Genomic DNA, 21,104 nt, shown 5'->3' on the forward strand with positions numbered 1-21,104 from the left:
CGTAAGCCGTGTCCGACGCAGAGCTGGGGCAGCCCAGCGGTAATTTTTCTCGCCGGCTCTTCCCTAGGCGATGAAATCGCCGATGAGCTTGGCCACCTGCTCCGGCTGGTCGTGGTGCAGCATGTGGCCGGCGTCCTCGACCCGGGCGATACGACAGTCGGGTACCGACTTCAAACGTTCGTGGTATTCCGCCAAGGTAAAGCTGCCGGCCCACCAGCCGGTGAGGCTGTCGTCGCTGGCCTCCACGGCCAGCACCGGCGCGGCAATCGACTTGTAAATCTCCAGCGCCTCGTCCACGCGGTACAGGCTGGCGTTGGTGATCTTGTGCGCCGGGTCGCCCAGGATGCGCCACCGCCCGTTCGCGTCGGGCTGGGCCCAGTGCTGGGCCAGCCAGTCGGCCTTGTCCTGGGACAGGCGCCGGTTGGTCTTCATCAGGCGCCGGGCCACGCCGGCGGCGGACTCGTAGGTCTTCAGGTCCAGCGCGCCGCGGTGGAAGGCCTTCAACTCGTCCATCCACTTGGCGTAGCGCTTGGGCGCCATCGCGGGCTGCGTGCGCGCCAGGCCGAAGCCCTCGAGGTTCACCAGGCGACGGATGCGCGCCGGGCGGGCGCCCGAGTACAGCATCGCGATGTTGCCGCCCATGCTGTGGCCCACCAGGTTCACGGGCGCGTCGGGCGAGAAGTGGTCGATGAGGAAGTCCAGGTCCGCGAGGTAGTCGGGGAACCAGTAGTTGTCCGCGGGTGGCGATTCGGTCAGGCCGTAGCCGCGCCAGTCGGGCGCGATCACCCAGTGGTCGCCGCCGAGTGCGTCGACCACGAACTGCCACGAGGCCGCCACGTCCATCCAGCCATGCACCATCACCAGCGGCGTCTTGCCGGGCGCGGGCTCGCCCCACTGCAGCACGTGGTAGGTCAGGTTGCGGATCGGGACAAAGAGGTTGCCCGCGCTTCGTTGGGGTTGGTACATCGCGGCGGTCTTGGCGTAAATTGCAGCCCATCATAAGGAGACAGCGCCATGCCCGTCGGCCGCAGGGATGACTACGCCGCGATGCACGCGGGCTTCCGCTGGGACGTGCCGGAGCGCTTCAACATCGCCGACGTGTGCTGCGCGCGCTGGGCGCGCCGGCCCGATGCGGCCTCGCGCGTGGCGATCCGCGCGCACGGCCTGGGCACGACGCTCACCTTCGCGCAGCTGCAGGCGCGCGCCAACCGCGTGAGCAACCTGCTGCGGAAGCTGGGCGTGAAGCGCGGCGACCGCGTGGCCATCGTCATGCCGCAGCGTTTCGAGACCGCCGTGGCGTACATGGCCGTGCTGCAACTGGGCGCGGTGGCGATGCCGCTGTCGATGCTGTTCGGTCCGGAGGCGCTGGAGTACCGGCTGCAGAACAGCGAGGCCGTCGTCGCGATTTGCGACGAGGTGTCGCGGCCGAACGTGGAGGGCATGCGCTCAGCGTGCCCCACGCTGCGCGAGGTGGTCGAGGTGTCGGCCGCGGACGACCTTTCGCCGCAGTTCGAGGCCGTCGCGACGAAGGCCGACGAAGGCGCCGTGCTGATCTACACCAGCGGCACGACGGGCCCGCCCAAGGGCGCGCTGATCCCGCACCGCGCGCTGATCGGCAACCTGCCGGGTTTCGTCTGCAGCCAGAACTGGTTCGGCTTCGACGGCAGGAAGAACGACAAGAGCGACGCCGTCTTCTGGTCGCCCGCCGACTGGGCGTGGACCGGCGGGCTGATGGACGCGCTGCTGCCGTCGCTGTACTTCGGCCGCCCCATCGTTGCGTACAACGGCCGCTTCTCGCCGGAGCTGGCCTTCACGCTGATGCAGGAGCACGGCGTGACGCACAGCTTCCTGTTCCCGACGGCCCTGAAGGCGATGATGAAGGCCTACCCCGAGCCGAAGAAGCAGTTCAAGCTGAAGTTGCAGGGCCTGATGAGCGCGGGCGAGGCGGTGGGTGACGCGGTGTTCGCGTACTGCCGCGACCACCTCGGCGTCATCGTGAACGAGATGTTCGGGCAGACCGAGATCAACTACGTCGTCGGCAACTGCAACCGCTACTGGCCCGCGCGCGCCAACAGCATGGGGCGCCCGTACCCCGGCCACCGCGTGGCGGTCATCGACGACGAGGGCAACGAGTGCCCGCCCGACGTGCCGGGCGACGTGGCGGTGAACCGCTACGACGTGCACGGCCACCCCGACCCGATCTTCTTCCTGGGCTACTGGAAGAATGACGACGCCACGCGCCGCAAGTACACCGGCGACTGGTGCCGCACCGGTGACCTCGCCACGCGCGACGAGGACGGCTACCTCTGGTACCAGGGCCGCGCCGACGACGTCTTCAAGGCCGCGGGCTACCGCATCGGGCCCAGCGAAATCGAGAACTGTCTCGTGAAGCATCCCGCGGTCGCGAACGCCGCCGTCGTCCCCAAGCCGGACAAGGAACGCGGCGCGCTGGTCAAGGCCTTCGTCGTGCTCGCGCCCGGCGTTCAACCTGACGACCAGCTGATCGCCGACCTGCAATTGCACGTGAAGGGCAAGCTCGCGCCCTACGAATACCCCAAGGAGATCGAGTTCATCGACGCCTTGCCGATGACCACCACCGGCAAGGTGCAGCGCCGCGTGCTGCGCCTGCGGGAAGAAGAGAAGGCGCGCTACTAGAATCGCCGGACCCGGGCGATCCCCGGAGGAGACAAGCAAATGAGAAACCGCATCGCGGTGGCCACCGCCGCCGCCCTGGTCGCTTGCGCCACCTACGCGCAGACCGTCGACATCCGGGACACCTGGAACCTCGCCGAGCTCTATCCCTCGCTGCAGGCGTGGAACGCGGAACAGGACAGGCTCAACACGCAGATCACCGACCTGGGCAAGTGCGCCGGCCAGCTCGGCGCCAGCGCCGGGCGCTTCAAGCAGTGCCTGGACCTGAGCGCCGACATGGACAAGCGCATCGCGCGCATGTACGTGTACGCCTCCGAGAAATTCTCGGACGACACGTCGGTGCCGGCGAACCTGGAGCTCACGCAGCGCGCGGAACTCCTGAACAGCAAGTTGAACGAGTCGCAGGCGTTCATGAAGCCCGAGATCCTGAAGATCGGGCGCGAGCGCATCGAAGGCTTCCTCAAGCAGGAACCGACCCTCGCCATCTACCGCCATCCGCTGGACGACATCCTGCGCACGGCGGAGCACACGCTGGACAAGGAAGGCGAGGAGCTCGTCGCCAAGTTCGGCCTGGTCACCGGCACCGGCAACACCGTCTACACGACGATGACCAACGCCGACATGCCGTGGCCGACGATCAAGCTGTCCACCGGCGAAGAGGTGCGGCTGGACGCATCGGCGTACACCAAGTGGCGCGAAGCCGCCAACCGCGCCGACCGCAAGCTGGTGATGGATACCTTCTTCGGCGCGCACAAGACGTACGAGCAGACCTTCGGCATCACGCTGTACTCGCAGCTGAAGGAGGACATGGTGATGGCGCGGGTGCGCAAGTACCCCGACTCGATCACCGCGAAGCTCGACGCCAACAAGCTGCCGGTGGCGGTGATGGACACGCTCATCGCGCAGGCCAACGCGACGTTGCCCACGCTGCACCGCTACTTCCGCCTGCGCGCGAAGATGCTGGGCGTGCAGGAGATGCGCTATTACGACATCTACCCGCCGCTGGTCTCGACGAAGCTGAAGTTCCCGCTGGTGGATGCGAAGGCGGCGACGCTCGCCGCCGTCGCGCCGCTGGGCGCGGATTACGCCGCCGCGATGCGCAAGGGCTTCGACAGCCGCTGGATGGACGTCTACCCGCGCAAGGGCAAGCTGTCGGGCGCGCACATGGCGGGCTACGCGTACGACGTGCATCCCTACGTCCTCATGAACTACAACGACGACTACGAATCGCAGACGGCGCTCGCCCACGAGTGGGGCCACGCCATGCACTCGTACCTGAGCAACGCCAACCAGCCTTTCGCGACGGCGAGCTACGCGATCTTCGTCGCCGAGATCGCCTCCACGCTGAACGAGGCGTTGATGCTGGACCACATGCTCAAGGTGGCGAAGGGCGACGACGAGCGCCTGTACTACCTGGGCTCCGCGCTCGAGGCGATCCGCGGCACCTACTACCGCCAGGCCATGTTCGGCGAGTTCGAGCGTCAGATCCACAAGCGCGTGGACGCGGGCGAGGCGCTGACGGGCGAGTCGTTCACCAAGGCCTACTGCGAGATCCTCAAGCGCTACCACGGCCACGACCAGGGCGTGGTGACCATCGACGACGCGTACTGCCTGGAGTGGGCCTACATCCCGCACTTCTACAGCGGCTTCTACGTGTACCAGTACGCCACGTCGATCGCGGCCAGCTCGCTCTTCGCGCAGCGCATCATCAAGAAGGAGCCGGGCGCGCTGGACAAGTACGTCAAGCTGCTGAAGTCCGGCAGCTCCGACTACCCCTACGACCTGGTGAAGGCCGCGGGCGTCGACCTGGCCACGCCGGCGCCGTACCAGGCGACCGCCGCGCGCATGAACCAGATCATGGACGAGATCGAGAAGATCCTGGCGAAGAAGCGCTAGTCAGTAGTGCACCTGGCAGTTGCCGCACCAGAAGCTCCTGCGGTGCGTCACCCCCAGGTGCGCCTTCTGCAGCGGGATCTGGCAGCGCACGCAGGTGCGCCTGGTGTGCGCGAGCCAGTGCTTCTTGAGCACGAACTGCTTCTTCCACTCGTAGAAGTCGAAGCTGTACTGGCGCGCTTCGTTCACCAGCTCGCGCAGCTTCGCAGCCGGCAGGTCGCCGACCTTCGACAGCGGGTGCACGCGGATGCGGAACAGCACCTCGTTCTTGATGATGTTGCCCACGCCGGCGAAGACGTCCTGGTCCAGCAGCGCGTCGCACGCCAGCGTGTCCGGGTGCGCGCGCAGGCGTGACAGCGCCAGCTTCGGGTCCCATGCCTCCGACATCACGTCGGCCTTCCAGTCGTACAGCAGGTCCAGCGGCACGTCGATGAAGCGCACCGAGCAGGAGTAGAGGTTGAACTCGCTGCCGCCATCGAAGCCCAGCGACAGGCGCGGGGTGGCCCAGCTCTTCTGCTCGTTGATGCGGTAGCTGCCGAACAGCATGAAGTGCACGCGCAGCGAGAAGTCCACGTCCATCTCCACGAGGAAGTGCTTGCCCCAGCTGCGCAGGGCCTCGATGCGCTGGCCGAGGAGGCGCTCCTTGTCGATGGTGGTGTTGCCCGACACCCGCTCGATCCTGCGGCCGAGGAAAGGCGTGGCCTGCTCCTTGAGGATGACGATCGAAGGGCCTTCGGGCATGGCTAAGATGCTGGCTCCCCCCCAGCCCAACCGCTGTCAGCCAATGCAAACAATCCAACTCGGAAACAGTGACCTGAGGGTCACCCCCATCTGCCTGGGCACGATGACCTTCGGCGAGCAGGTCGACGAGCCGACCGCGCACGCCATCATGAGCCGCGCCGTCGAGCGCGGCATCAATTTCCTGGACACGGCCGAGATGTACGCCGTGCCCGCGCGCAAGGAAACCTTCGGCGCCACCGAAACCATCATCGGCAACTGGCTGCAGAAGAACCCGGGCTTGCGCCAGAAGCTCGTCATCGCCACCAAGGTGGCCGGCCCCTCGCGCGGCATGCCGTGGGTGCGCGAAGGCGAGGGCCTCACGCCGCAGGACATCCGCAACTCGTGCGAGAAGTCGCTGCGGCAACTGAAGGTCGAGACGATCGACCTGTACCAGATCCACTGGCCCGAGCGCAACGTGCCCATGTTCGGCGGCATGTACTACGACCCGACGAAGGAGCGCACGAAGACGTCGATCCTCGAGCAGCTGCAGGCCATGGACCAGCTGGTGAAGGAAGGGAAGATCCGCTACATCGGCCTGTCGAACGAGACGCCTTATGGCGTGCATGAATTCGTGCGCCTGGCCGAACAGCACAACCTGCCGCGCGTGCAGACCGTGCAGAACGTCTACAGCCTGGTCAGCCGCTCGATGGACAACGGCCTGGACGAGACGCTGCACCGCCTGAACGTGTCGTCCATCCCGTATTCGCCGCTGGCCTTCGGCCTGCTCACCGGCAAGTACGACGAGAGCGGCATCGATGGCCCGAACACGCCGCGCGACGCGCGCATCGGCAAGTTCGAATCGGTGCGCAAGCAGCGCTGGGGCCGCCCCGAGTCGCTGGCCGCCGCGCGCCGCTACAACGCGCTGGCGCGCCAGCACGGGCTGACACCGACCCGGATGGCGCTGGCCTGGTGCTACACCAACTGGCGCGTGGCCAGCACCATCATCGGCGTGAGGACGCAGGCGCAGCTGGACGAGGACCTGGATGCGTGGGGCACGAAGCTCTCACCGGAACTCCTGGCGGAGATCGACAAGATCCGCTGGGAAATCCGTGACCCGGCGGTCTGAACTGGGCATACTGCGCGCCATGCGCACGTTCGACTTCCACCGTCCGAAGCTGGCGTACGACATCCTGCGCTACGTGCTGGCGGTGGAATTCCTCTCGCACACCGTCACGCGCATGGCCACCGACCGCGTGACGGCCTTCGGCGTCTTCCTGCAGGGCGCCGGGTTCCCGGTGGGCATCGCGTGGGCCTGGGGCGTCACGCTGTGGGAACTGGTGGGCGGCATCCTCCTGATCGCCGGCTGGCGCACGCCTTGGGTGGCGATGGTGTTCGTCGTTCAAATGATCTTCGCCATCTTCCTCGTGCACCTGAAGTTCGGCTGGTTCGTCGTCGGGCATGGCTCCAACGGCATCGAATACGCGATCTGCATCGCGGCCATGTGCCTGGCTGCCGCATTCACCGCACCGCGGCGCGACGCCGCTCCCGCATCGGATTGAAGCGCCACGTCAGCGAAACGCCGGCCACCGCCTTGCTCAAGGCGAACGGCGTCGCCTTCACCGAACATCCCTACGAGTACCTGGAGCACGGCGGCGCGCAGCACAGCGCCGAGGTGCTGGGCTGGGACCCGTTCACCGTCGTCAAGACATTGATCATGGAAGACGAGAAGGCGCGGCCGCTGGTGGTGCTGATGCACGGCAACCGCAAGGTGTCGACCAAGAACCTCGCGCGGCAGATCGGCGCGAAGTCGGTGGGGCCGTGCAAGCCCGAAGTCGCCAACCGCCACAGCGGCTACTTGGTGGGCGGCACCTCGCCCTTCGGCACGCGCAAAGAGATGCCGGTGTACATCGAGGAGACGATCCTCGCGCTGCCCAGGATCCTGATCAACGGCGGGCGGCGCGGCTACCTGGTGGGCATCGAGCCGCAGGTGTGCGTCCAGCTTCTGGCCGCGAAGCCCGTCACCTGCGCACTGGCAGAATAGCCGGATGAGCTACGCGTATTCGCTGGGCGCCGTCGTCGCCGCGTACCTGTTCGGGTCCCTCGCCTTCGCGATCATCGTCAGCCGCGCGATGGGCCTGACGGACCCGCGCACCTTCGGCAGCGGCAACCCGGGCGCGACCAACGTGCTGCGTTCCGGCAGCAAGCCGGCGGCGCTCATCACGCTGCTGCTCGACGCGCTCAAGGGCTTCCTGCCCGTGTTCCTCGTCAAGAAATTCGGCGAGCCCTACGGCATGGGCGACGGCACGCAGGCGCTGGTCGCCGTGGCCGCGTTTCTCGGCCACCTGTACCCGGTGTTCTTCAAGTTCAAGGGCGGCAAGGGCGTGGCCACTTTCATCGGCGTGGTCTTCGGCATCGAGTGGCTGCTCGGCGTGGGCACGGGCCTCACGTGGCTGATCATCGCCTTCTTCTTCCGCTACTCGTCGCTGGCGTCGCTCGTGAGCGCCGCGTTCGCGCCGGTGTACTACCTGCTGATGAACCGCGTGGCGTGGTATGCCGACACGCGCATCGCGGTCGCGCTCTTCGCCATGGCGATGCTCCTGGCCTGGCGCCACCGCGAGAACATCCAGCGGCTGGTGCAGGGCAAGGAATCGAAGCTGGGCGCGAAGAAGTCGGCCTAGGCCGGCACCGCCACCACGTCCAGCACGTTGCGCGCCGCCGCGACACCCATGTTGACGTAGGCGTCGCTCGTCACGCCGCCAATGTGCGGGCTGAGGATGAAGCCCGGCTGCCCGTGGAAGGGATGGCCGGCCGTCATCGGCTCGATGGCGAAGCTGTCGAGCCCCGCCGCCAGCACGCGGCCGCTCTTCACCGCAGCGAGCAAGGCCGCCTCGTCGATCAAGCCGCCGCGCGCCGTGTTCACCACGATCACGCCGCGCTTGCAGCGCGCCAGCGCCGCGGCGTCGATGAGTTTCTGGTTCTCGGCCGTCAGCGGGCAGTGCAGCGAGATCGCGTCCGCTTCCTGCCAGATCGTGCCGAGGTCCACGCGGTCCACGAACTCCGGCCAATCCTTCGCGTAGGGGTCGTACGCGATCACGCGCATGCCCATCGCGTACGCCATGCGGGCAAAGCGGATGCCGATGGCGCCCAGGCCGATCATCCCGACGGTGCGCCCGCCGAGCTCCACGCTCTTGTGCGTGGCTTTGTCCCAATGGCCGGCGTGCATGCGTTCGTTCAGTTGCGGGATCGACTTGGCGCAGGCCAGCAGCAGCGCGAGCGCCTGCTCGGCCACGGCCGCCGCATTGGCGCCCACGGCCGCGCGCACCTCGATGCCGCGCGCCTTCGCCGCCACCTTGTCGATCGTGTCGGTGCCGCTGCCGTGCTTGGAGATCACTTTGAGCGACGGCGCGGCGTCCATGGCCGCGGCGCCGACCTTGCTGTAGCGCACGATGATCGCCGCGGGGTCGTGCCTGGCGCACAGCGCCACGATGTCTTCTTCGCTGGGCGTCTTGCCCGCGTAGACGACCTCGAAGCCGGCCAGCAGCTCGAGGGCCTGCGGCGCGAGGTCGGCCGCGGTCACCAGCAGTCGCGGTTTCGTCGTCACAGCGTCTCGCCTTCCTTGAGCACGCCGGCGGTGCGCAGGGCGCCCGCCAGCCACTTGGCGGCGGTGTCGCCGCGCTTGATCGCCGCGATGCGCGCCGTCTCGTCCTCGACCTTCTTGTGCGCCAGCGGCAGCAGGCCGGCGAGCTTCTCGCGCTCCACCACCACCACGCCGTCGGCGTCGCCCAGGATGAAGTCGCCGGCATGCACGGTGACGTTGCCGACGCTGACCGGGTGGCCGATGCGGCCGGGCACGTTCTTGGTCGGGCCGTTGGGGTTGGAGCCCGCGCTGAACACGGGGTAGTCCATCTCGTCGATCTCCAGCGTGTCGCGCACGGCGCCGTCGATGACGACGCCCGCGATGCCCAGCTGCTTGCAAGCGGTCATCATGATCGTGCCCATGAGCGCGGCCGAGAGGTCGCCCTTGCCGTCGATCACCAGCACGTCGCCGGGCTTCGCCAGCGAGATCGCCGCGTGGATCATGAGGTTGTCGCCGGGGCGCACTTCCACGGTGAAGGCCGGGCCCGCCACTTTCATGCGCGGGCGCAGGGCCTGAATGCGGCCGTTCAGCGCGCCGCGGCGGCCGGCCACGTCGGCCAGGATCGCGGCCTGGTATTGCGAAGCCTCCGCAACGAGTTGCGGGGAGACGCGTTCGAAGTCCTTGATGATGTCGGTCATGGCTCAGTCCACCTTCGCGCCGGAGTCCTTGACGACCTTGCCCCACTTGGCGATGTCGGCCGGGATGAGCTTGGCGAACGATTCGGCGCTGCCGCCGATGATGTCGATGCCCTGGTCGTCCATCTTCTTCTTGAGGTCCTCGGCCTTGAGCGCCTTGTTCACTTCTGCGTTGACGGTCGCGACGATGTCCTTGGGCAGGTTGGCCGGGCCGAGCAGGCCGAACCAGGTCACCGCCTCGAAGCCCTTGTAGCCCGATTCGGCGATGGTCGGCACCGTGGGCACGTCGTCGACGCGCTTGGCGGACGTCACCGCGATCGCGCGGAGCTTGCCGGCCTTGATGTGGCCGATCAGCGTCGGGATCGACGAGACGTACAGCTGCACGCTGCCGCCGATCACGTCGGTGAGGCCCTGCGAGGCGCCCTTGTAGGGGATGTGCGTGAGCTTCACGCCGGCTTCCCGCTGGAACAGCTCGGTAGCCAGGTGCGCGACCGTGCCGTTGCCGGACGTCGCGTAGTTGATCGAGCCGGGCTTGGCCTTGGCGGCCGCGACGACTTCGGCGATGGTCTTGAAGGGCGAGTCGGCCGCGACCACGATGGCCAGCGGCGAGCTGCCGATGGCGACGATGGGCGTGAGGTCCTTGACCGGGTCGTACGGCAGCTTGCTGTACAGCGTGGGGTTGATCGCCAGGTTGCTCGTCTGGCCGATCACGATGGTGTAGCCGTCGGCCGGTGACTTCGCCACGGCGTCGACGCCGATGTTGCCGCCCACGCCGGGCTTGTTGTCCACCACGAACGCCCATTTGCTGGTGTTGGTGATCTTGTTGGCGACTTCGCGCGCGATGATGTCCGTGCCGCCGCCGGCCGGGAAGGGCACGACGAGGCGGATGGGCTTGGCCGGGTAGGCCTGCGCGAAGGCCAGCGGCAGTGCCGTGGCGAGGGACAGGGCCACGAGGGCGCGGCGGATAGCTTGCATGGGTTTGTCTCCTGATGTCCCCGTATTCTCGGGGCGTGTTGCGCACAGTACAATGGCGTTTCATCCAGTGGACCACGGCGCATGGAGCGAAACACGACCGAAGAGACCCCGGGCGGCGTCACCGCCGTCACCCGGGCGCTCAACCTGATGGAAGCCTTCGCGGTGGGCGAGTCGTCGTTGTCGCTGGCCGAGCTCAGCCGCAGGTCGGGCATGCACAAGACGACGGCGCTGCGACTGGCGCGCACGCTGGCCCTGTCGCATTACATGGTGCAGACCGACGACGGCCAGTGGCGCCTGGGCCCGGCGGCGGGCTGGCTGGGCGCGCGCTACCAGGCGGGCTTCGACGTCAACCGGGTGGTGGAGCCGACGCTGCACGAGCTCGTCCGTGCCACCGGCGAGAGCGCGTCGTTCTACGTGCGCGAGGGCGATATCCGAGCGTGCATCGCGCGCGTGGAAGGCCCGCAGTCGCTGCGCCACCACGTGCGCATCGGCGAGCGCCTGCCGCTCGACAAGGGCGCGCCCGGGCGCGTCATCCTGGCGTTCTCGGGCGCATCGGGTGCGGCGTACGAGGCGATCCGCGAGCGCGGCTTCCACATCTCGGCCGGCGAGCGCGAAGTGGACGTGAGCAGCGTCGCCGCGCCGGTGTTCTCGACCAACTGGCGTTTGCTCGGCTCGTTGTGCATCTCGGGGCCGAGCTCACGCCTGTCGCTGGCCAAGCTGGAGAAACACGCGAAGGTCGTGGTGCGCGCGGCCAACCAGCTGTCGTATTCGCTGGCGGGGGCGAAGTCGGAGGCGACACCGCGCGCGGTGTCGCGGTGGCACCCCTGAGCGGTCACTTCAGGCCGGCCAGCCGCTGCAGCTCCGCTACCTGCCAGCGGAATTCCTCCTCGAACGCCGAAGGGTCGCTGACGGCGTAGCCGCCGTAGGCATACACCTTGGCATAGGCGGAGTAGCTCGCGGCGTCCAGCGCACGGCCGGCGAGCGCGTTGGCGACGGCATTCGTCGCCGAAACGGCAGCGTGCGCGGCACCGTCGAGCGAGCGTGAGCCCGCATGGCTTCGCGCCACCCCCGCGATCGCTTCGCGTGCTTCGTCGATCCCGGGGTCCGCGCAGTTGCGCGCGACGAACGATTGCAGCGCCTTCAACGCCTCGGCCGCGCGGGGGTCTTCGAGCAGGTGTTCCACGCGCCTCGCGCAGGCCAGGGCGAAGGCGAATCGCAGGAGCCGGTTTTGCTGGAGATCCAGCTGGCGCGCCACCGCCTCGAGCTGCGCATTCATGGCGCCGGCGGCCGCAACTCCTCGAACCGCTCGCTGAATTCCTTGCGCAGTTCCTTGCGCACGCGCGCCGCCTCCCACCGCCGTTTCTCCTCCGGCGAGAAGGGGCGCAGCGCCGGCACTTCCACCGGCTTGCGTTCCTCGTCCACCGCCACCATCGTGAAGAAGCAGCTGTTCACGTGCCGGATCTTCTGGCTGCGGATGTCCTGCGCCAGCACCTTGATGCCGACTTCCATCGAGCTCTTGCCCGTGTAGTTGACGCTGGCCAGGAAGGTGACGAGCTCGCCGACGAAGATCGGTTCGAGGAAGGTGACCTGGTCGACCGACAGCGTGACCACGTACTTGGCGGCATAGCGGCTCGCGCAGGCATAGGCCACCTGGTCGAGCCACTTCAGCAGGTGGCCGCCGTGCACGTTGCCGGCGAAGTTGGCCGTGTCCGGTGTCATCAACACCGTCATCGTCAGTTGGTGCGCGGGAAGGTCCACGCGCGGGATGATACTTCCGGGCTAACGCCGCGGCGTCCGTAGCTACACGTACGCGACCTTCTCGGCTGCCTGCTCCGTGTGCCGCTGCACCCAGGCCACGTAGCTGTCCATCCACTTCTGCAGGAACTGCTTCGTCGCGTCGTTGGCGATGCGGCCCTTGTCGTCGAACAGGCCTTCCTTGAACTGCACGAACGCCTCGGGCTGTCCCATCGTGGGCATGTCCAGGTACGCCATCACGTTGCGCAGGTGTTGCTGCGCCAGTGCGGTGCCGATCGCGCCGCCCGAAGTGCCGATCACGCCCGCCGGCTTGCCGGCCCACGCGCTCTGGCCGTAGGGGCGCGATGCGTGGTCGATCGCGTTCTTCAGCACGCCGGGGATGGACCGGTTGTATTCGGGGGTGACGATCAGGATGCCGTCGGCGCGCGCGATATCCGCCTTCAGGCGCTTGACGCTTGCGGCGGGGTTCTTGTCGTCGTCCTGGTTGTACAGGGGCAGGTCGTCGATGCGGATGTGCTCGAGCGTCCAGCCCTCGGGTGCGAGCGCACCGAGCGCCAGCGCGAGTTTTCGGTTGATGGAGTCGGGGCGGATGCTGCCGACCACCACGCCGATGGTTGTTGCCTGAGCCATGGTGCTTCCTTGTTGCGTGAAAAGCCCATGATGGGACGCGCACGGCCTGCGCCGTGTCGGCGCATGCCTCGCTTGCCGCCCCTCTTGTCCTGACTCAGGTCGCTGCCGGCTCAGCCAGCCCCGGCACGGGGCGCGGCGCGGCAGCCGGCTCATGCACGGCATCGAGGTGCTGGCGCACGGCGTCGAGCAGGCCGCGCTGGCTCGCCACCGTCGAGAACGTGTGGTCGGCTTCCTCGATCAGCACCATGCGGAAGTTGGGGTGGCCGCGCATGCGCGCGCCGCGCGATCCCAGGTGGAACTCGACGTAGTCCAGGCCGTCGTCTTCCTCGGACATCGCCACCAGCGTCTGCACGCCGCGGCCGGCCAGGTGCTTCATCTTGGCCAGCACGCCCTCCTGCGGCGCGCGGCCCAGCAGGCGGTCGATGCCGCGGCGCAGGCGCGCGGCACCCAGCGCGATGAAGCGCTTCGCGATGCCGCTCACGTCCACTTCGCCGCGCAGCACGCGCGCATAGACCTCGCCGCTCAATAGCTTCTGCTTGTAGTAGCGCGTCGACTTGTAGTACTGCTGCATCGACGTCTGCCAGGGGCCGTTCTTCTCGGCGTCCCATTCCAGCAGGCGGGCGTTGATGATCATCTGGCCGTTCACCCGCGCATCCTGCAGCGCGGTCTGGAAGGCCAGGTACGCGCCCGAGCAGATGCCCAGCAGGAAGATGCGCTGGCAGCCGCGCTGGTGCATCAGGTCGATGGCGGCGCCGACGTCGGCCACCGCGTCGCTGCGGTACATGCTGTCGCTGGAAAAACCCTCCTCGATGCGGCTGTCGCCGATGCCGGTCACGTCCATGCGCAGCACGCGGTAGCCGGCCGCGGCCAGTTCGCGCGCCAGCTTCACGTACACGCGGTTGGGGCCGACGCGGTAATTGCCGCCGACGTTGAGCAGCAGCACGGCCGTGCCCGCGTGTTCCGCGAGCGCCGCGGCGGAGGGTTGCGACAGCACGCCGAAGAGGCGGCCGTCGGCGCCGAAGGACAAGGGCGTTTCGATCGCGCCGCCGGCATGCCAGCCGGTCGGCCAAGCCAGATGTGCAGCCGGCGCGTGGGCGTTGTCGGCGACGGGATGCGCGGCGCACAGCCAGTCGGTGATCGATTGCAGCGTCTCGGGCGCGAGCTTCGCGTCGTGCGGCTCGGCCATCATGTCCGCGTAGCCGGGCCACACCGTGGCCGTCACGTCGGCGCCTTGCGCGCGCAGGCGCGCGGGCAGCGGCCCTTCGCCGGGCATGTCGTCGCGCGCGATCACCAGCACGCGCCGCGCCGGCGCGCGGTCGGGTGCGAGCCGCTCGATGGCGGCCAGCGTTTCGGGCGTGAACAGGGTGCCCAGTGCTTCCACGCCGCCGGCCAGCTGCGACGCTTGCGCGTGGCTGCCGAAGGCGGCGCGCATCTCGCGCGCGAAGGCGCGGCCGCTCGGGCAGGGCGCCCACAGCATCAGGCTGCCGACGCCGCCCATGCGCTGTGCGGCCTCCATCGCGAGTGTCGCGCCCAGGCGCATGCCGAAGAGGGCGACTTCATCCGTGCCGGCCAGGTGGCGTGCCTGCGCGACCGCTGCGGCGATGCTCGCGAGCCATGCATCGACGCGGCCCGCATCGGTGTCGCCGCCGGCGGAGTCGCCGCTGCCCTGGTAGTCGAAGCGCAGCACGTCGAACCCCGCCGCGGCCAGCGTGTGCGCGAGCTGCGTGTAGGTGCGGTAGGAACACAGGGCTTCGTAGCCGAGTGGCCGGCACAGGACGACCGCCACGCGGCGGCGCGCGCCTTGCGCGGCGTGGAACCAGCCCAGGCAGGACGCGCCGGCGGCTTCGAAGACGACGGGGTGGCCGCTCATCCGGCGGCTCCCTCGATGCGCGTGGCCTGCGCCGCGTTGATCGCACGCACCCACCCACGCCCTTGCGGTGCGAGGGTGCCGCGCAGGGCGATGTGGCGTTCGTCGCCCGGGGCCAGGTGGAAATGGTTGTCGTCTGCTGTCATGCCGGGAAAGTCGAAGTGCACGCCATAAGCAAAACGCCGTGTGGTCACGGCAACGGTGCACCCGAAGCTATCGTGCCCGGCGATTCTTGCGTGCAGGCCGATGTCCCGTTCAACGGCCAGCGCGTGCCCATGCGGGAAATGATGGGCGCGCGCCACCGCGCGGCCCTGCGAATCCAAAAGGTTGCATGCCACCACGTCGCAGGGCGGCGGGCCGAAGCGGTGGCTCCAATTGAGGTCGATGAAATGGTCCAGCAGCTCAGCAGCAGGGATCGCCACCGCGCTGCGCGGCGCCAGCGCGATCGGGCGCCCGCCTTGTGCGACCTGCACGTCCCCACCCTGCCAGGCTTTCAGCGTGAGTGTGAGCTCGCGGGCTTCGGCACTTTCGTTGATGGCATGCAGGCAAAGGCCGTTGAGCCCTTCGTCGGTGATGAGCAGCGCCACGGGCTGCAGCACGCCGCGCAAGGCATGCCAGCAGGCCTTGGGCACGCCCTGGTCGTCGAGCAGGCCCCAGCCGGCGCCGGCCCACAGGTCGCGCAGCATCAGCACCAGCGCGCCGCCGCACGACGAGCCGGCGCGGCGCCATTCGCTGAAAGCCGCCGCCATGGCTTCGGCGCTGGCGATGCGGCTGAGCGCCAGGTAGCGCTCCACGTCCGCGCTGCGCAGCTCGCGCGCCGAGGCGCCGAAGAAGAGCTCGAGGTAATGGTCGCGCACGTCCTCGAAGTCCCAGCCCGCGCCCAGGTCGCGCGGCGCGCGTTCCTTCCACGCCGGGTGGTGGGGGCGCAGCGATTCGCCGCCGGGCATGCGCGCCAGCGTCGCGGGCTCCGGCATGTTGGCGAAGGCCAGGCACTCGGTGGCGAATTTCAGGTTGGCGCGGCGCGCGTCCTCCAATGGCCGCAGGTACGCGCCCACCCCATAGTAGGAAGTGGTGCCCGCATCGGCCTGCTGCGGCAGGGCGCCGCCGTGCGTGCTGGAAGGCCAGTACGGCACGCCGGGCGCGAGCTCGCGGCACAGGCGCGGCAGCGTGTCGTGGAAGAGCGCCTGCTGCCAAGACTCGCGCGGCGCGCCCCACATCGCCGCCTGCTGCTCGGCCTCGCTGTTGCCGCACAGGATCGCCAGCGACGGATGAGAGGCCAGGCGTGCCAGCTGCTGCGTCGCCTCCTCTTCCACGGACCGCATGAAGGCATGGTCCGAGGACGGGTAGTCCATGTTGGCGAACATGAACTCCTGCCAGACCAGGACGCCGGCGCGGTCGCAGGCTTCGTAGAACGCATCCTCTTCGTAGACCGTGATGCCCGCGACGCGCAACATGTTCATGCCGGCCGCGGCCGCTTGGGCGAGTGCCTTGTCGTAGTCGGCAGGGCTCGCGCGCAGCGACACGGGATCCAGCGGCATCCACACGGCGCCGCGGCAGAACACGCGCTCGCCGTTCACGCGCACGTGGAAGTCGCCGTTGGCCGTCTCCATTTCCACCGTGCGGAAGCCGACCGGGGGCAAGGGAAGGACCCCGCCGTTGAAGAGGAGCGAAGCTTCGTAGAGCGTGGGCTCGCCATGCGTGTGCGGCCACCACGGCTGCGCGTCTTCGATGCACAGCGTGCCCTCGCCATCGATGGGCAGGCGCCACTCGCGGCCTTCGCGCGCCAGCCGCAGCTCCGCGCGCATGGGCTTGTCCAGCGCGCAATGCACGTAGCCGTTGCGGCCCTCCAGGCGCGAGTGCAAACGCACGTCGCGCGCGGAGACGGCATCGCGCGGCGCCAGCCAAACCTCGCGCCACGGGCCCACCGGCGCCGCGGGCGGCGACCAGCCCGGCGTGCGGCCGAGCAGCGTGGTGCGCCACCAGCGCAATTGCTGCTGCGTGAGCATGGGCGTGCGCCAGCGTGGCCGCGGCCTGCGGGTTTTCAGTTGCGCGTTGAGCGACTCGCAGCGGATGAGGAGCTCGTTGCCCGCGGGGCGCAAGAGCTTCTCGACGTCGCAGCGGTGCGCGACGAACATGTTCGTGCCGGACAGGACCTGCTCGCCGTTCAACCACGCTTGCGCGCAGGTCGCGATGCCGTCAAAGCCCAGGATCGCGTCGCCGGGTTTCGCGTCGAAGCGCGCGCGGAACCACCAGGCTTCGTCGTCGAAGTTGCGGCGCGGCGCGTCCAGGCTCCACCGGCCGGCGGCCCGCAACGCGGCCGCCACGGTCATCGGGCCATCGATGGCAAGCCAGCCGTCGGCAGGCGGCGAATCGCTGTCGCCGGCGCTGCACGCCAGGGCCCATTGCATGGCTAGGCCGCGGTCAGCTCCGCGAGGGCTTGCCGGATCGCGCCGATGCTGGAGAACACGCTGCGCTTGAGCATGTGGTCGGGGAATTCCACGTCGAACGCGCCTTCCAGGGCGAGCATCACGTTCACGCTGGCGTGCGAGGTCATGCCGGTCTGGTAGAGGTCGGTCTCGGGGCCGAGTTCGCCGACGTCGCGGTTGAGGCGTCCGTGCTCGCGCAGCACCTGGCGGATCTGGGGTTCGAAATCGAGGGCGGTGTTCATTCGTGCGGGGTGGTTTCGGGTTGTTGGAGCAAGGCATGCACCACGGCGCCGGCGCAATCGCCGTCGTGGCTCAGGCTGACCAGGATGCGCTGCACGCCCATGCGGTCGGCGATGCGCCGGGCTTCGCCGTGCAGCGCGATCGTGCACGCGCCGTCGGCGCGCTTGACGACCTCGATGTCGGTGAAGGCCACGCCCGCTTCCGAGAGTTGCAGCGCCTTGATCACCGCTTCCTTGGCCGCGAAGCGCGCGGCGAGCCTTTCCGCGCACACGCCGTTGCCGGCCAGTGCGTAGTCGAGCTCACGCGCGGTGAACAGGCGGTCGGTGAAGCGCCGCCCGAACAGGCGGATGGATTCGGCGATGCCGCTGGTGCGCGCCAGGTCGAAGCCCAGCCGCACACCGGCCCCTTCCGGGGCCCATGCTTCGAGTTCGGTTTGCGTGGTCATGCGGCTGCAGTGCTTGCTTGCGTCACGTGGGTTGTACCGAAATTGCCTCGTGCGCGGGCTCGTCCGTGCTGGCACCCTCGACAGGTCGCGGCGTCGTCTGACACAGCGGTGCCCCACGCCGTGGGCGCTTGCCCTAACAATCGGCAACACGATGGATACCGCAGCAGTAAGACCTGGGCAGGACTTCGGCTCCTTGTTGAGCTCCGTCAAACGCATCGCGCAGGAGGTCGCCGCGCCGAATGCGGCCGACGTCGACTCGAAGGCGCGATTCCCCACCGAGGCCGTGGAGGCGCTGCGCGAAGCCGGCGTGCTCTCGGCGCTCGTGCCGCGCGAGCTGGGCGGGGCGGGCTGCACCATGGCGCAGCTGGCGCAGTTGTGTTCCACGCTCGCGCAGGCCTGCGGGTCCAGCGCGATGGTGCTGGCCATGCACTACAGCCAGCTGTCGTGCATCGCGCGCCACGGCATGGACAGCGAGTTCTTCCGCAACTGGATGCGAGAGACGGTGTGGAAGCAGTGGCTGCTCGCCTCGATGACGTCCGAGGTCGGCACCTTCGGCGACACGCGCTCGTCGATCTGCGCCGTGGATGTGCAGGGCGAGCGCTTCACGCTCAACAAGGACGCCACCACGGGCTCCTACTGCCAGCACGCCGATGCCATCCTCGTCACCTGCCGCCGCGATGCGACCGCTGCCAACAGCGACCAGGTGCTGGTGATGGTGCGCAAGGGCGACTACGACCTGAAGCAGACCACCAGCTGGGATACGCTGGGCATGCGCGGCACCTGCAGCCCCGGCTTCAAGCTCGAATCGCATGGCGACGCGCGGCAGGTCATCCCCGGCGCGTTCGCCGACAGCAGCGCGCAGACCATGGTGCCGTATTCGCACATCCTGTGGGCGTCGCTGTGGTGGGGCATCGCCGCCGATGCGGTGGCGCGCGCCGCCAACTTCGTGCGCGGCCAGGCGCGGCAGACGCCGGGCTCGACGCCGCCCACGGCCCAGCGCCTCGCCGAGGTGTGGGAAGACCTGCAAACCATGAAGCAAACCTGGTGGGCCGCCGCGCAGGCCTTCGACGCCGTCGAGGACCGCGAGGAGCTGCTCGGGCTGAACTGGGCGCTGCGCCTGAACAACCTGAAGGTCGCCTGCTCCGAAGCCGCGCCGCAGATCGTGCACCGCGCGCTGCAGATCGTCGGCATCCTCGGCTACAAGAACGACAGCCCCTTCAGCCTGGGGCGCCAGTACCGCGACTCGCTCTCCGGCTCCCTCATGATCTCCAACGACCGCATCAACGCCAAGAGCGCGGCGATGCTCCTCGTCTACAAGGATCTTCCTTAAATGCTGTACTCGATGCAGGACCTGCAGCGCGGCCTGGAGGGCCATGACCTCGTGCTGCCCTCGGGCGTGAAAGGCGTGTGGGGCCGCGGCGAGGTGATGGAGGACATCATCCGCCGCTTCAACGACCTGGTCTCGCGCGAGACGAAGGACGACGGCGCGCAGGAGCTGCAGTACCCGCCGGTGCTGGCCCGCTCGCTGATCGAGAAGCTCGGCTACCTGGACAACTTCCCGCAGCTGGCGGGCTCGGTCCACAGCTTCTTCGGCAAGGACGCCGAGGCGCGCGAGATCGCCCGCAAGGCGCGCGAAGGCGAGGACTGGGAGGCGATGCTGCAGCCCACCGACGTCATGCTCGCGCCCGCCGCGTGCTACGCCGTGTACCCCAACTTCAGCGGCATGCTGCCCGGCAAGGGCCGGTTGATCAGCGTGACCGGCTGGGTCTTCCGCCACGAGCCGTCGGACGAGCCCACGCGCCTGCAGTCCTTCCGCATGCGCGAGTTCATCCGCATGGGCGCGCAGGAGGAGGTGGTCGCCTGGCGTGACACGTGGCTGGAGCGCGGCATGGAACTGCTCAAGCGCCTGGGCCTGGACGCGAAGAGCGACGTCGCCTCCGATCCCTTCTTCGGCCGCACCGGCAAGATGATGGCCGCGCAGCAGGTGGAGCAGCGCCTGAAGTTCGAGATCCTCGTGCCCGTGATCTCGCACGAGGCGCCCACCGCGGTGTGCTCCTTCAACTGGCACCAGGACCATTTCAGCGGCAAGTTCGGCATCCGCACCGCGGGCGGCGAGACCGCGCACACCGCGTGCCTGGGCTTCGGCCTGGAGCGCGTGGCCATCGCCCTGATCAACACGCACGGCTTCGACCCGGCGCAGTGGCCGGCGGACGTTCGCAAGCAGCTCTGGCCATGACCCGCATCCAGGCCATCGCGGGCCTGGATCCGGCCCGCCACCAGCGCCACCCCCTCCATTCGCCGGACCGGGACTGGCCCGAGAAGAACTGCTACATCGACCTGTGGATCGAGCTGCTCGGCGCGATGAAGCTGGAGCCGCACGCGCTGCTCGGGCACACCATCGCCGTGGATTTCCTCGGCGACCAGTGGACCTTCTTCAAGCCCACGCCGTCGGAGCTGCGCGAGCTCTACGGCATCGACGTGCAGGAGATGACGGTGTGGCGGGCGCTGGAGGAGCACGCGGTCGAACACCTCTCGAGCGGCCGCCTGATCGCGACCGAAGCCGACTCCTTCTGGCTGCCCGACACCGAGGCCACCGACTACCGCCGCAAGCGCACCAAGACCACCATCGTGATCGCCGAGCTGGACACGCAGTCGCAGCGCCTGGGCTACTTCCACAACGCCGGCTACTTCGAGGCGCAGGGCGAGGACTACGTGAAGCTGCTCAAGCCGGGCGGCTGCGACATGCCGCTGCTGGCGGAGCTGGTGCGCATCGAGCGCAGCGTGCGCCGGCCCGACGGCGAGCTCGCCGAGATCGCGATGGAGCTGCTCGGGCACCACTTCCAGTTCAAGCCGGCCGCCAACCCCTTCATCGCCTTCGCGCCGCGCCTGGCGAAAGAGCTCGCGCAGCTGCACGAACGCGGCCCTGCGTACTACCACGAGTGGGCCTTCGCCTCCGTGCGGCAGGCCGGCGCGGCGTTCGAGCTGGCGGCGGCGCACCTGGATTGGCTCGCGCGCCACGGCTACGACTTCGACGGCGCCGCGACGGGCTTCCGCACGCTTTCGTCCACCTGCAAGTCGCTCATCCTGAAGGGCGCGCGCGTCGCGCACACGGGCAAGCCGTTCGATGCGAAGCCCGCGATGGATACGGCTGCGCAGGCCTGGGAAGAAGCCATGGAGGCCGTGGAGTCGGCCGCGACGAACGCCGCCTGGCCTGGGGCATGATCGCGGG

At 68.6% G+C, this 21,104-nt stretch carries 22 protein-coding genes; 10 read left to right on the forward strand and 12 right to left on the reverse strand.

Annotation, left to right across the window (positions count from 1 at the left end; genetic code table 11):
• Nucleotides 1–63: 63 nt before the first annotated feature.
• On the reverse strand, nucleotides 64–966 hold the full coding sequence (locus tag WG903_RS07960; RefSeq protein ID WP_340074040.1) for an alpha/beta fold hydrolase: 903 nt from the start codon (nucleotides 964–966) through the stop codon (nucleotides 64–66).
• Between the two features lie 48 nt (nucleotides 967–1,014).
• On the opposite strand from WG903_RS07960, the gene WG903_RS07965 reads away from it, so the two are divergent.
• The gene (locus tag WG903_RS07965) at nucleotides 1,015–2,655 is read left to right on the forward strand and encodes an acyl-CoA synthetase (protein WP_340074042.1); all 1,641 of its coding nucleotides are present in this window, start codon (nucleotides 1,015–1,017) and stop codon (nucleotides 2,653–2,655) included.
• Between the two features lie 39 nt (nucleotides 2,656–2,694).
• Nucleotides 2,695–4,548, forward strand: a complete 1,854-nt coding sequence (gene pepF, locus WG903_RS07970; RefSeq protein WP_340074044.1) for an oligoendopeptidase F — start codon at nucleotides 2,695–2,697, stop codon at nucleotides 4,546–4,548.
• Here pepF and WG903_RS07975 read toward each other — a convergent pair whose 3' ends face one another.
• The gene (locus tag WG903_RS07975) at nucleotides 4,549–5,286 is read right to left on the reverse strand and encodes a DNA-formamidopyrimidine glycosylase family protein (RefSeq protein WP_340074046.1); all 738 of its coding nucleotides are present in this window, start codon (nucleotides 5,284–5,286) and stop codon (nucleotides 4,549–4,551) included.
• Between the two features lie 43 nt (nucleotides 5,287–5,329).
• Here WG903_RS07975 and WG903_RS07980 point away from each other — a divergent pair, with 43 nt between their 5' ends.
• Genes WG903_RS07980 through plsY form a run of 4 tightly spaced genes read left to right on the forward strand, consistent with a single transcriptional unit; the run spans nucleotide 5,330 to nucleotide 7,943 of the window.
• The gene (locus WG903_RS07980) at nucleotides 5,330–6,391 is read left to right on the forward strand and encodes an aldo/keto reductase (RefSeq protein ID WP_340074049.1); all 1,062 of its coding nucleotides are present in this window, start codon (nucleotides 5,330–5,332) and stop codon (nucleotides 6,389–6,391) included.
• 19 nt (nucleotides 6,392–6,410) lie between these two features.
• Complete coding sequence (locus WG903_RS07985) at nucleotides 6,411–6,824, forward strand: DoxX family protein (RefSeq protein ID WP_340074051.1); 414 nt, start codon at nucleotides 6,411–6,413, stop codon at nucleotides 6,822–6,824.
• Nucleotides 6,815–7,306, forward strand: a complete 492-nt coding sequence (locus WG903_RS07990) for an aminoacyl-tRNA deacylase (RefSeq protein ID WP_340078213.1) — start codon at nucleotides 6,815–6,817, stop codon at nucleotides 7,304–7,306. Before WG903_RS07985 ends, WG903_RS07990 begins: the two co-directional genes overlap by 10 nt.
• Before the next feature lie 4 nt (nucleotides 7,307–7,310).
• Complete coding sequence (gene plsY / locus WG903_RS07995; protein WP_340074053.1) at nucleotides 7,311–7,943, forward strand: glycerol-3-phosphate 1-O-acyltransferase PlsY; 633 nt, start codon at nucleotides 7,311–7,313, stop codon at nucleotides 7,941–7,943.
• Here plsY and WG903_RS08000 read toward each other — a convergent pair.
• From WG903_RS08000 to WG903_RS08010, 3 genes are read right to left on the reverse strand one after another with little or no spacing between them, the layout of a single operon-like run.
• A complete protein-coding gene (locus WG903_RS08000; RefSeq protein WP_340074055.1) occupies nucleotides 7,940–8,866 on the reverse strand; it encodes an NAD(P)-dependent oxidoreductase in 927 nt (308 codons plus the stop codon). The genes plsY and WG903_RS08000 overlap by 4 nt on opposite strands.
• The gene (locus tag WG903_RS08005) at nucleotides 8,863–9,540 is read right to left on the reverse strand and encodes an RraA family protein (RefSeq protein ID WP_340074057.1); all 678 of its coding nucleotides are present in this window, start codon (nucleotides 9,538–9,540) and stop codon (nucleotides 8,863–8,865) included. The genes WG903_RS08000 and WG903_RS08005 overlap by 4 nt, the downstream gene beginning before the upstream one ends.
• Before the next feature lie 3 nt (nucleotides 9,541–9,543).
• Entirely contained in the window at nucleotides 9,544–10,512 is a 969-nt protein-coding gene (locus WG903_RS08010; RefSeq protein ID WP_340074059.1) for a Bug family tripartite tricarboxylate transporter substrate binding protein, read from the reverse strand.
• An 81-nt stretch (nucleotides 10,513–10,593) separates the two neighbouring features.
• On the opposite strand from WG903_RS08010, the gene WG903_RS08015 reads away from it, so the two are divergent.
• Nucleotides 10,594–11,340 (forward strand): IclR family transcriptional regulator, encoded by a 747-nt coding sequence (locus tag WG903_RS08015; protein WP_340074061.1) that lies wholly within the window; start codon nucleotides 10,594–10,596, stop codon nucleotides 11,338–11,340.
• A gap of 4 nt (nucleotides 11,341–11,344) precedes the next feature.
• Here the strand turns inward: WG903_RS08015 and WG903_RS08020 are convergent, their stop codons facing one another.
• The 7 genes from WG903_RS08020 to WG903_RS08050 all read right to left on the reverse strand — a co-directional run bounded on the left by WG903_RS08020 (nucleotide 11,345) and on the right by WG903_RS08050 (nucleotide 17,875).
• Nucleotides 11,345–11,788, reverse strand: a complete 444-nt coding sequence (locus tag WG903_RS08020) for a hypothetical protein (RefSeq protein WP_340074064.1) — start codon at nucleotides 11,786–11,788, stop codon at nucleotides 11,345–11,347.
• Nucleotides 11,785–12,270 carry an acyl-CoA thioesterase gene (locus WG903_RS08025; RefSeq protein WP_340074066.1) on the reverse strand — a complete coding sequence of 162 codons (486 nt, stop codon included), beginning with the start codon at nucleotides 12,268–12,270 and terminating at the stop codon, nucleotides 11,785–11,787. Before WG903_RS08025 ends, WG903_RS08020 begins: the two co-directional genes overlap by 4 nt.
• 42 nt (nucleotides 12,271–12,312) lie before the next feature.
• Nucleotides 12,313–12,897: an NADPH-dependent FMN reductase gene (locus WG903_RS08030; RefSeq protein ID WP_340074068.1), complete on the reverse strand. Its 585-nt coding sequence runs from the start codon at nucleotides 12,895–12,897 to the stop codon at nucleotides 12,313–12,315.
• Nucleotides 12,898–12,991: 94 nt separating this feature from the next.
• The gene (locus WG903_RS08035) at nucleotides 12,992–14,767 is read right to left on the reverse strand and encodes an alpha/beta fold hydrolase (RefSeq protein ID WP_340074070.1); all 1,776 of its coding nucleotides are present in this window, start codon (nucleotides 14,765–14,767) and stop codon (nucleotides 12,992–12,994) included.
• Nucleotides 14,764–17,172, reverse strand: coding sequence for a glycoside hydrolase family 2 protein (locus WG903_RS08040; protein ID WP_340074073.1), 2,409 nt, complete (start codon nucleotides 17,170–17,172; stop codon nucleotides 14,764–14,766). The genes WG903_RS08035 and WG903_RS08040 overlap by 4 nt, the downstream gene beginning before the upstream one ends.
• A gap of 2 nt (nucleotides 17,173–17,174) precedes the next feature.
• Complete coding sequence (locus tag WG903_RS08045; protein ID WP_340074075.1) at nucleotides 17,175–17,432, reverse strand: acyl carrier protein; 258 nt, start codon at nucleotides 17,430–17,432, stop codon at nucleotides 17,175–17,177.
• Nucleotides 17,429–17,875, reverse strand: coding sequence for a holo-ACP synthase (locus WG903_RS08050; protein ID WP_340074077.1), 447 nt, complete (start codon nucleotides 17,873–17,875; stop codon nucleotides 17,429–17,431). The genes WG903_RS08045 and WG903_RS08050 overlap by 4 nt, the downstream gene beginning before the upstream one ends.
• A gap of 196 nt (nucleotides 17,876–18,071) precedes the next feature.
• Between WG903_RS08050 and WG903_RS08055 the strand changes: the two genes are divergently transcribed.
• The 3 genes from WG903_RS08055 to WG903_RS08065 are packed head-to-tail and all read left to right on the forward strand — an operon-like array spanning nucleotide 18,072 to nucleotide 21,097.
• The gene (locus WG903_RS08055) at nucleotides 18,072–19,205 is read left to right on the forward strand and encodes an acyl-CoA dehydrogenase family protein (RefSeq protein ID WP_340074079.1); all 1,134 of its coding nucleotides are present in this window, start codon (nucleotides 18,072–18,074) and stop codon (nucleotides 19,203–19,205) included.
• Nucleotides 19,206–20,111, forward strand: coding sequence for an amino acid--[acyl-carrier-protein] ligase (locus WG903_RS08060; protein WP_340074081.1), 906 nt, complete (start codon nucleotides 19,206–19,208; stop codon nucleotides 20,109–20,111).
• Nucleotides 20,108–21,097, forward strand: coding sequence for a DUF1839 family protein (locus WG903_RS08065; RefSeq protein WP_340074083.1), 990 nt, complete (start codon nucleotides 20,108–20,110; stop codon nucleotides 21,095–21,097). Before WG903_RS08060 ends, WG903_RS08065 begins: the two co-directional genes overlap by 4 nt.
• Nucleotides 21,098–21,104 lie beyond the last annotated feature (7 nt).

Origin of the sequence: Ramlibacter sp. PS4R-6, assembly GCF_037572775.1 — a bacterium.
GTDB lineage: Bacteria > Pseudomonadota > Gammaproteobacteria > Burkholderiales > Burkholderiaceae_C > Ramlibacter.

Bases quoted from the DNA above. Each gene is read 5' to 3' on its own strand.
- WG903_RS07960 (WP_340074040.1), bottom strand. From the start codon at position 966: ATGTACCAACCCCAACGAAGCGCGGGCAACCTCTTTGTCCCGATCCGC.
- WG903_RS07965 (WP_340074042.1), top strand. From the start codon at position 1,015: ATGCCCGTCGGCCGCAGGGATGACTACGCCGCGATGCACGCGGGCTTC.
- pepF (WP_340074044.1), top strand. From the start codon at position 2,695: ATGAGAAACCGCATCGCGGTGGCCACCGCCGCCGCCCTGGTCGCTTGC.
- WG903_RS07975 (WP_340074046.1), bottom strand. From the start codon at position 5,286: ATGCCCGAAGGCCCTTCGATCGTCATCCTCAAGGAGCAGGCCACGCCT.
- WG903_RS07980 (WP_340074049.1), top strand. From the start codon at position 5,330: ATGCAAACAATCCAACTCGGAAACAGTGACCTGAGGGTCACCCCCATC.
- WG903_RS07985 (WP_340074051.1), top strand. From the start codon at position 6,411: ATGCGCACGTTCGACTTCCACCGTCCGAAGCTGGCGTACGACATCCTG.
- plsY (WP_340074053.1), top strand. From the start codon at position 7,311: ATGAGCTACGCGTATTCGCTGGGCGCCGTCGTCGCCGCGTACCTGTTC.
- WG903_RS08005 (WP_340074057.1), bottom strand. From the start codon at position 9,540: ATGACCGACATCATCAAGGACTTCGAACGCGTCTCCCCGCAACTCGTT.
- WG903_RS08010 (WP_340074059.1), bottom strand. From the start codon at position 10,512: ATGCAAGCTATCCGCCGCGCCCTCGTGGCCCTGTCCCTCGCCACGGCA.
- WG903_RS08015 (WP_340074061.1), top strand. From the start codon at position 10,594: ATGGAGCGAAACACGACCGAAGAGACCCCGGGCGGCGTCACCGCCGTC.
- WG903_RS08020 (WP_340074064.1), bottom strand. From the start codon at position 11,788: ATGAATGCGCAGCTCGAGGCGGTGGCGCGCCAGCTGGATCTCCAGCAA.
- WG903_RS08030 (WP_340074068.1), bottom strand. From the start codon at position 12,897: ATGGCTCAGGCAACAACCATCGGCGTGGTGGTCGGCAGCATCCGCCCC.
- WG903_RS08035 (WP_340074070.1), bottom strand. From the start codon at position 14,767: ATGAGCGGCCACCCCGTCGTCTTCGAAGCCGCCGGCGCGTCCTGCCTG.
- WG903_RS08040 (WP_340074073.1), bottom strand. From the start codon at position 17,172: ATGCAATGGGCCCTGGCGTGCAGCGCCGGCGACAGCGATTCGCCGCCT.
- WG903_RS08045 (WP_340074075.1), bottom strand. From the start codon at position 17,432: ATGAACACCGCCCTCGATTTCGAACCCCAGATCCGCCAGGTGCTGCGC.
- WG903_RS08050 (WP_340074077.1), bottom strand. From the start codon at position 17,875: ATGACCACGCAAACCGAACTCGAAGCATGGGCCCCGGAAGGGGCCGGT.
- WG903_RS08060 (WP_340074081.1), top strand. From the start codon at position 19,206: ATGCTGTACTCGATGCAGGACCTGCAGCGCGGCCTGGAGGGCCATGAC.
- WG903_RS08065 (WP_340074083.1), top strand. From the start codon at position 20,108: ATGACCCGCATCCAGGCCATCGCGGGCCTGGATCCGGCCCGCCACCAG.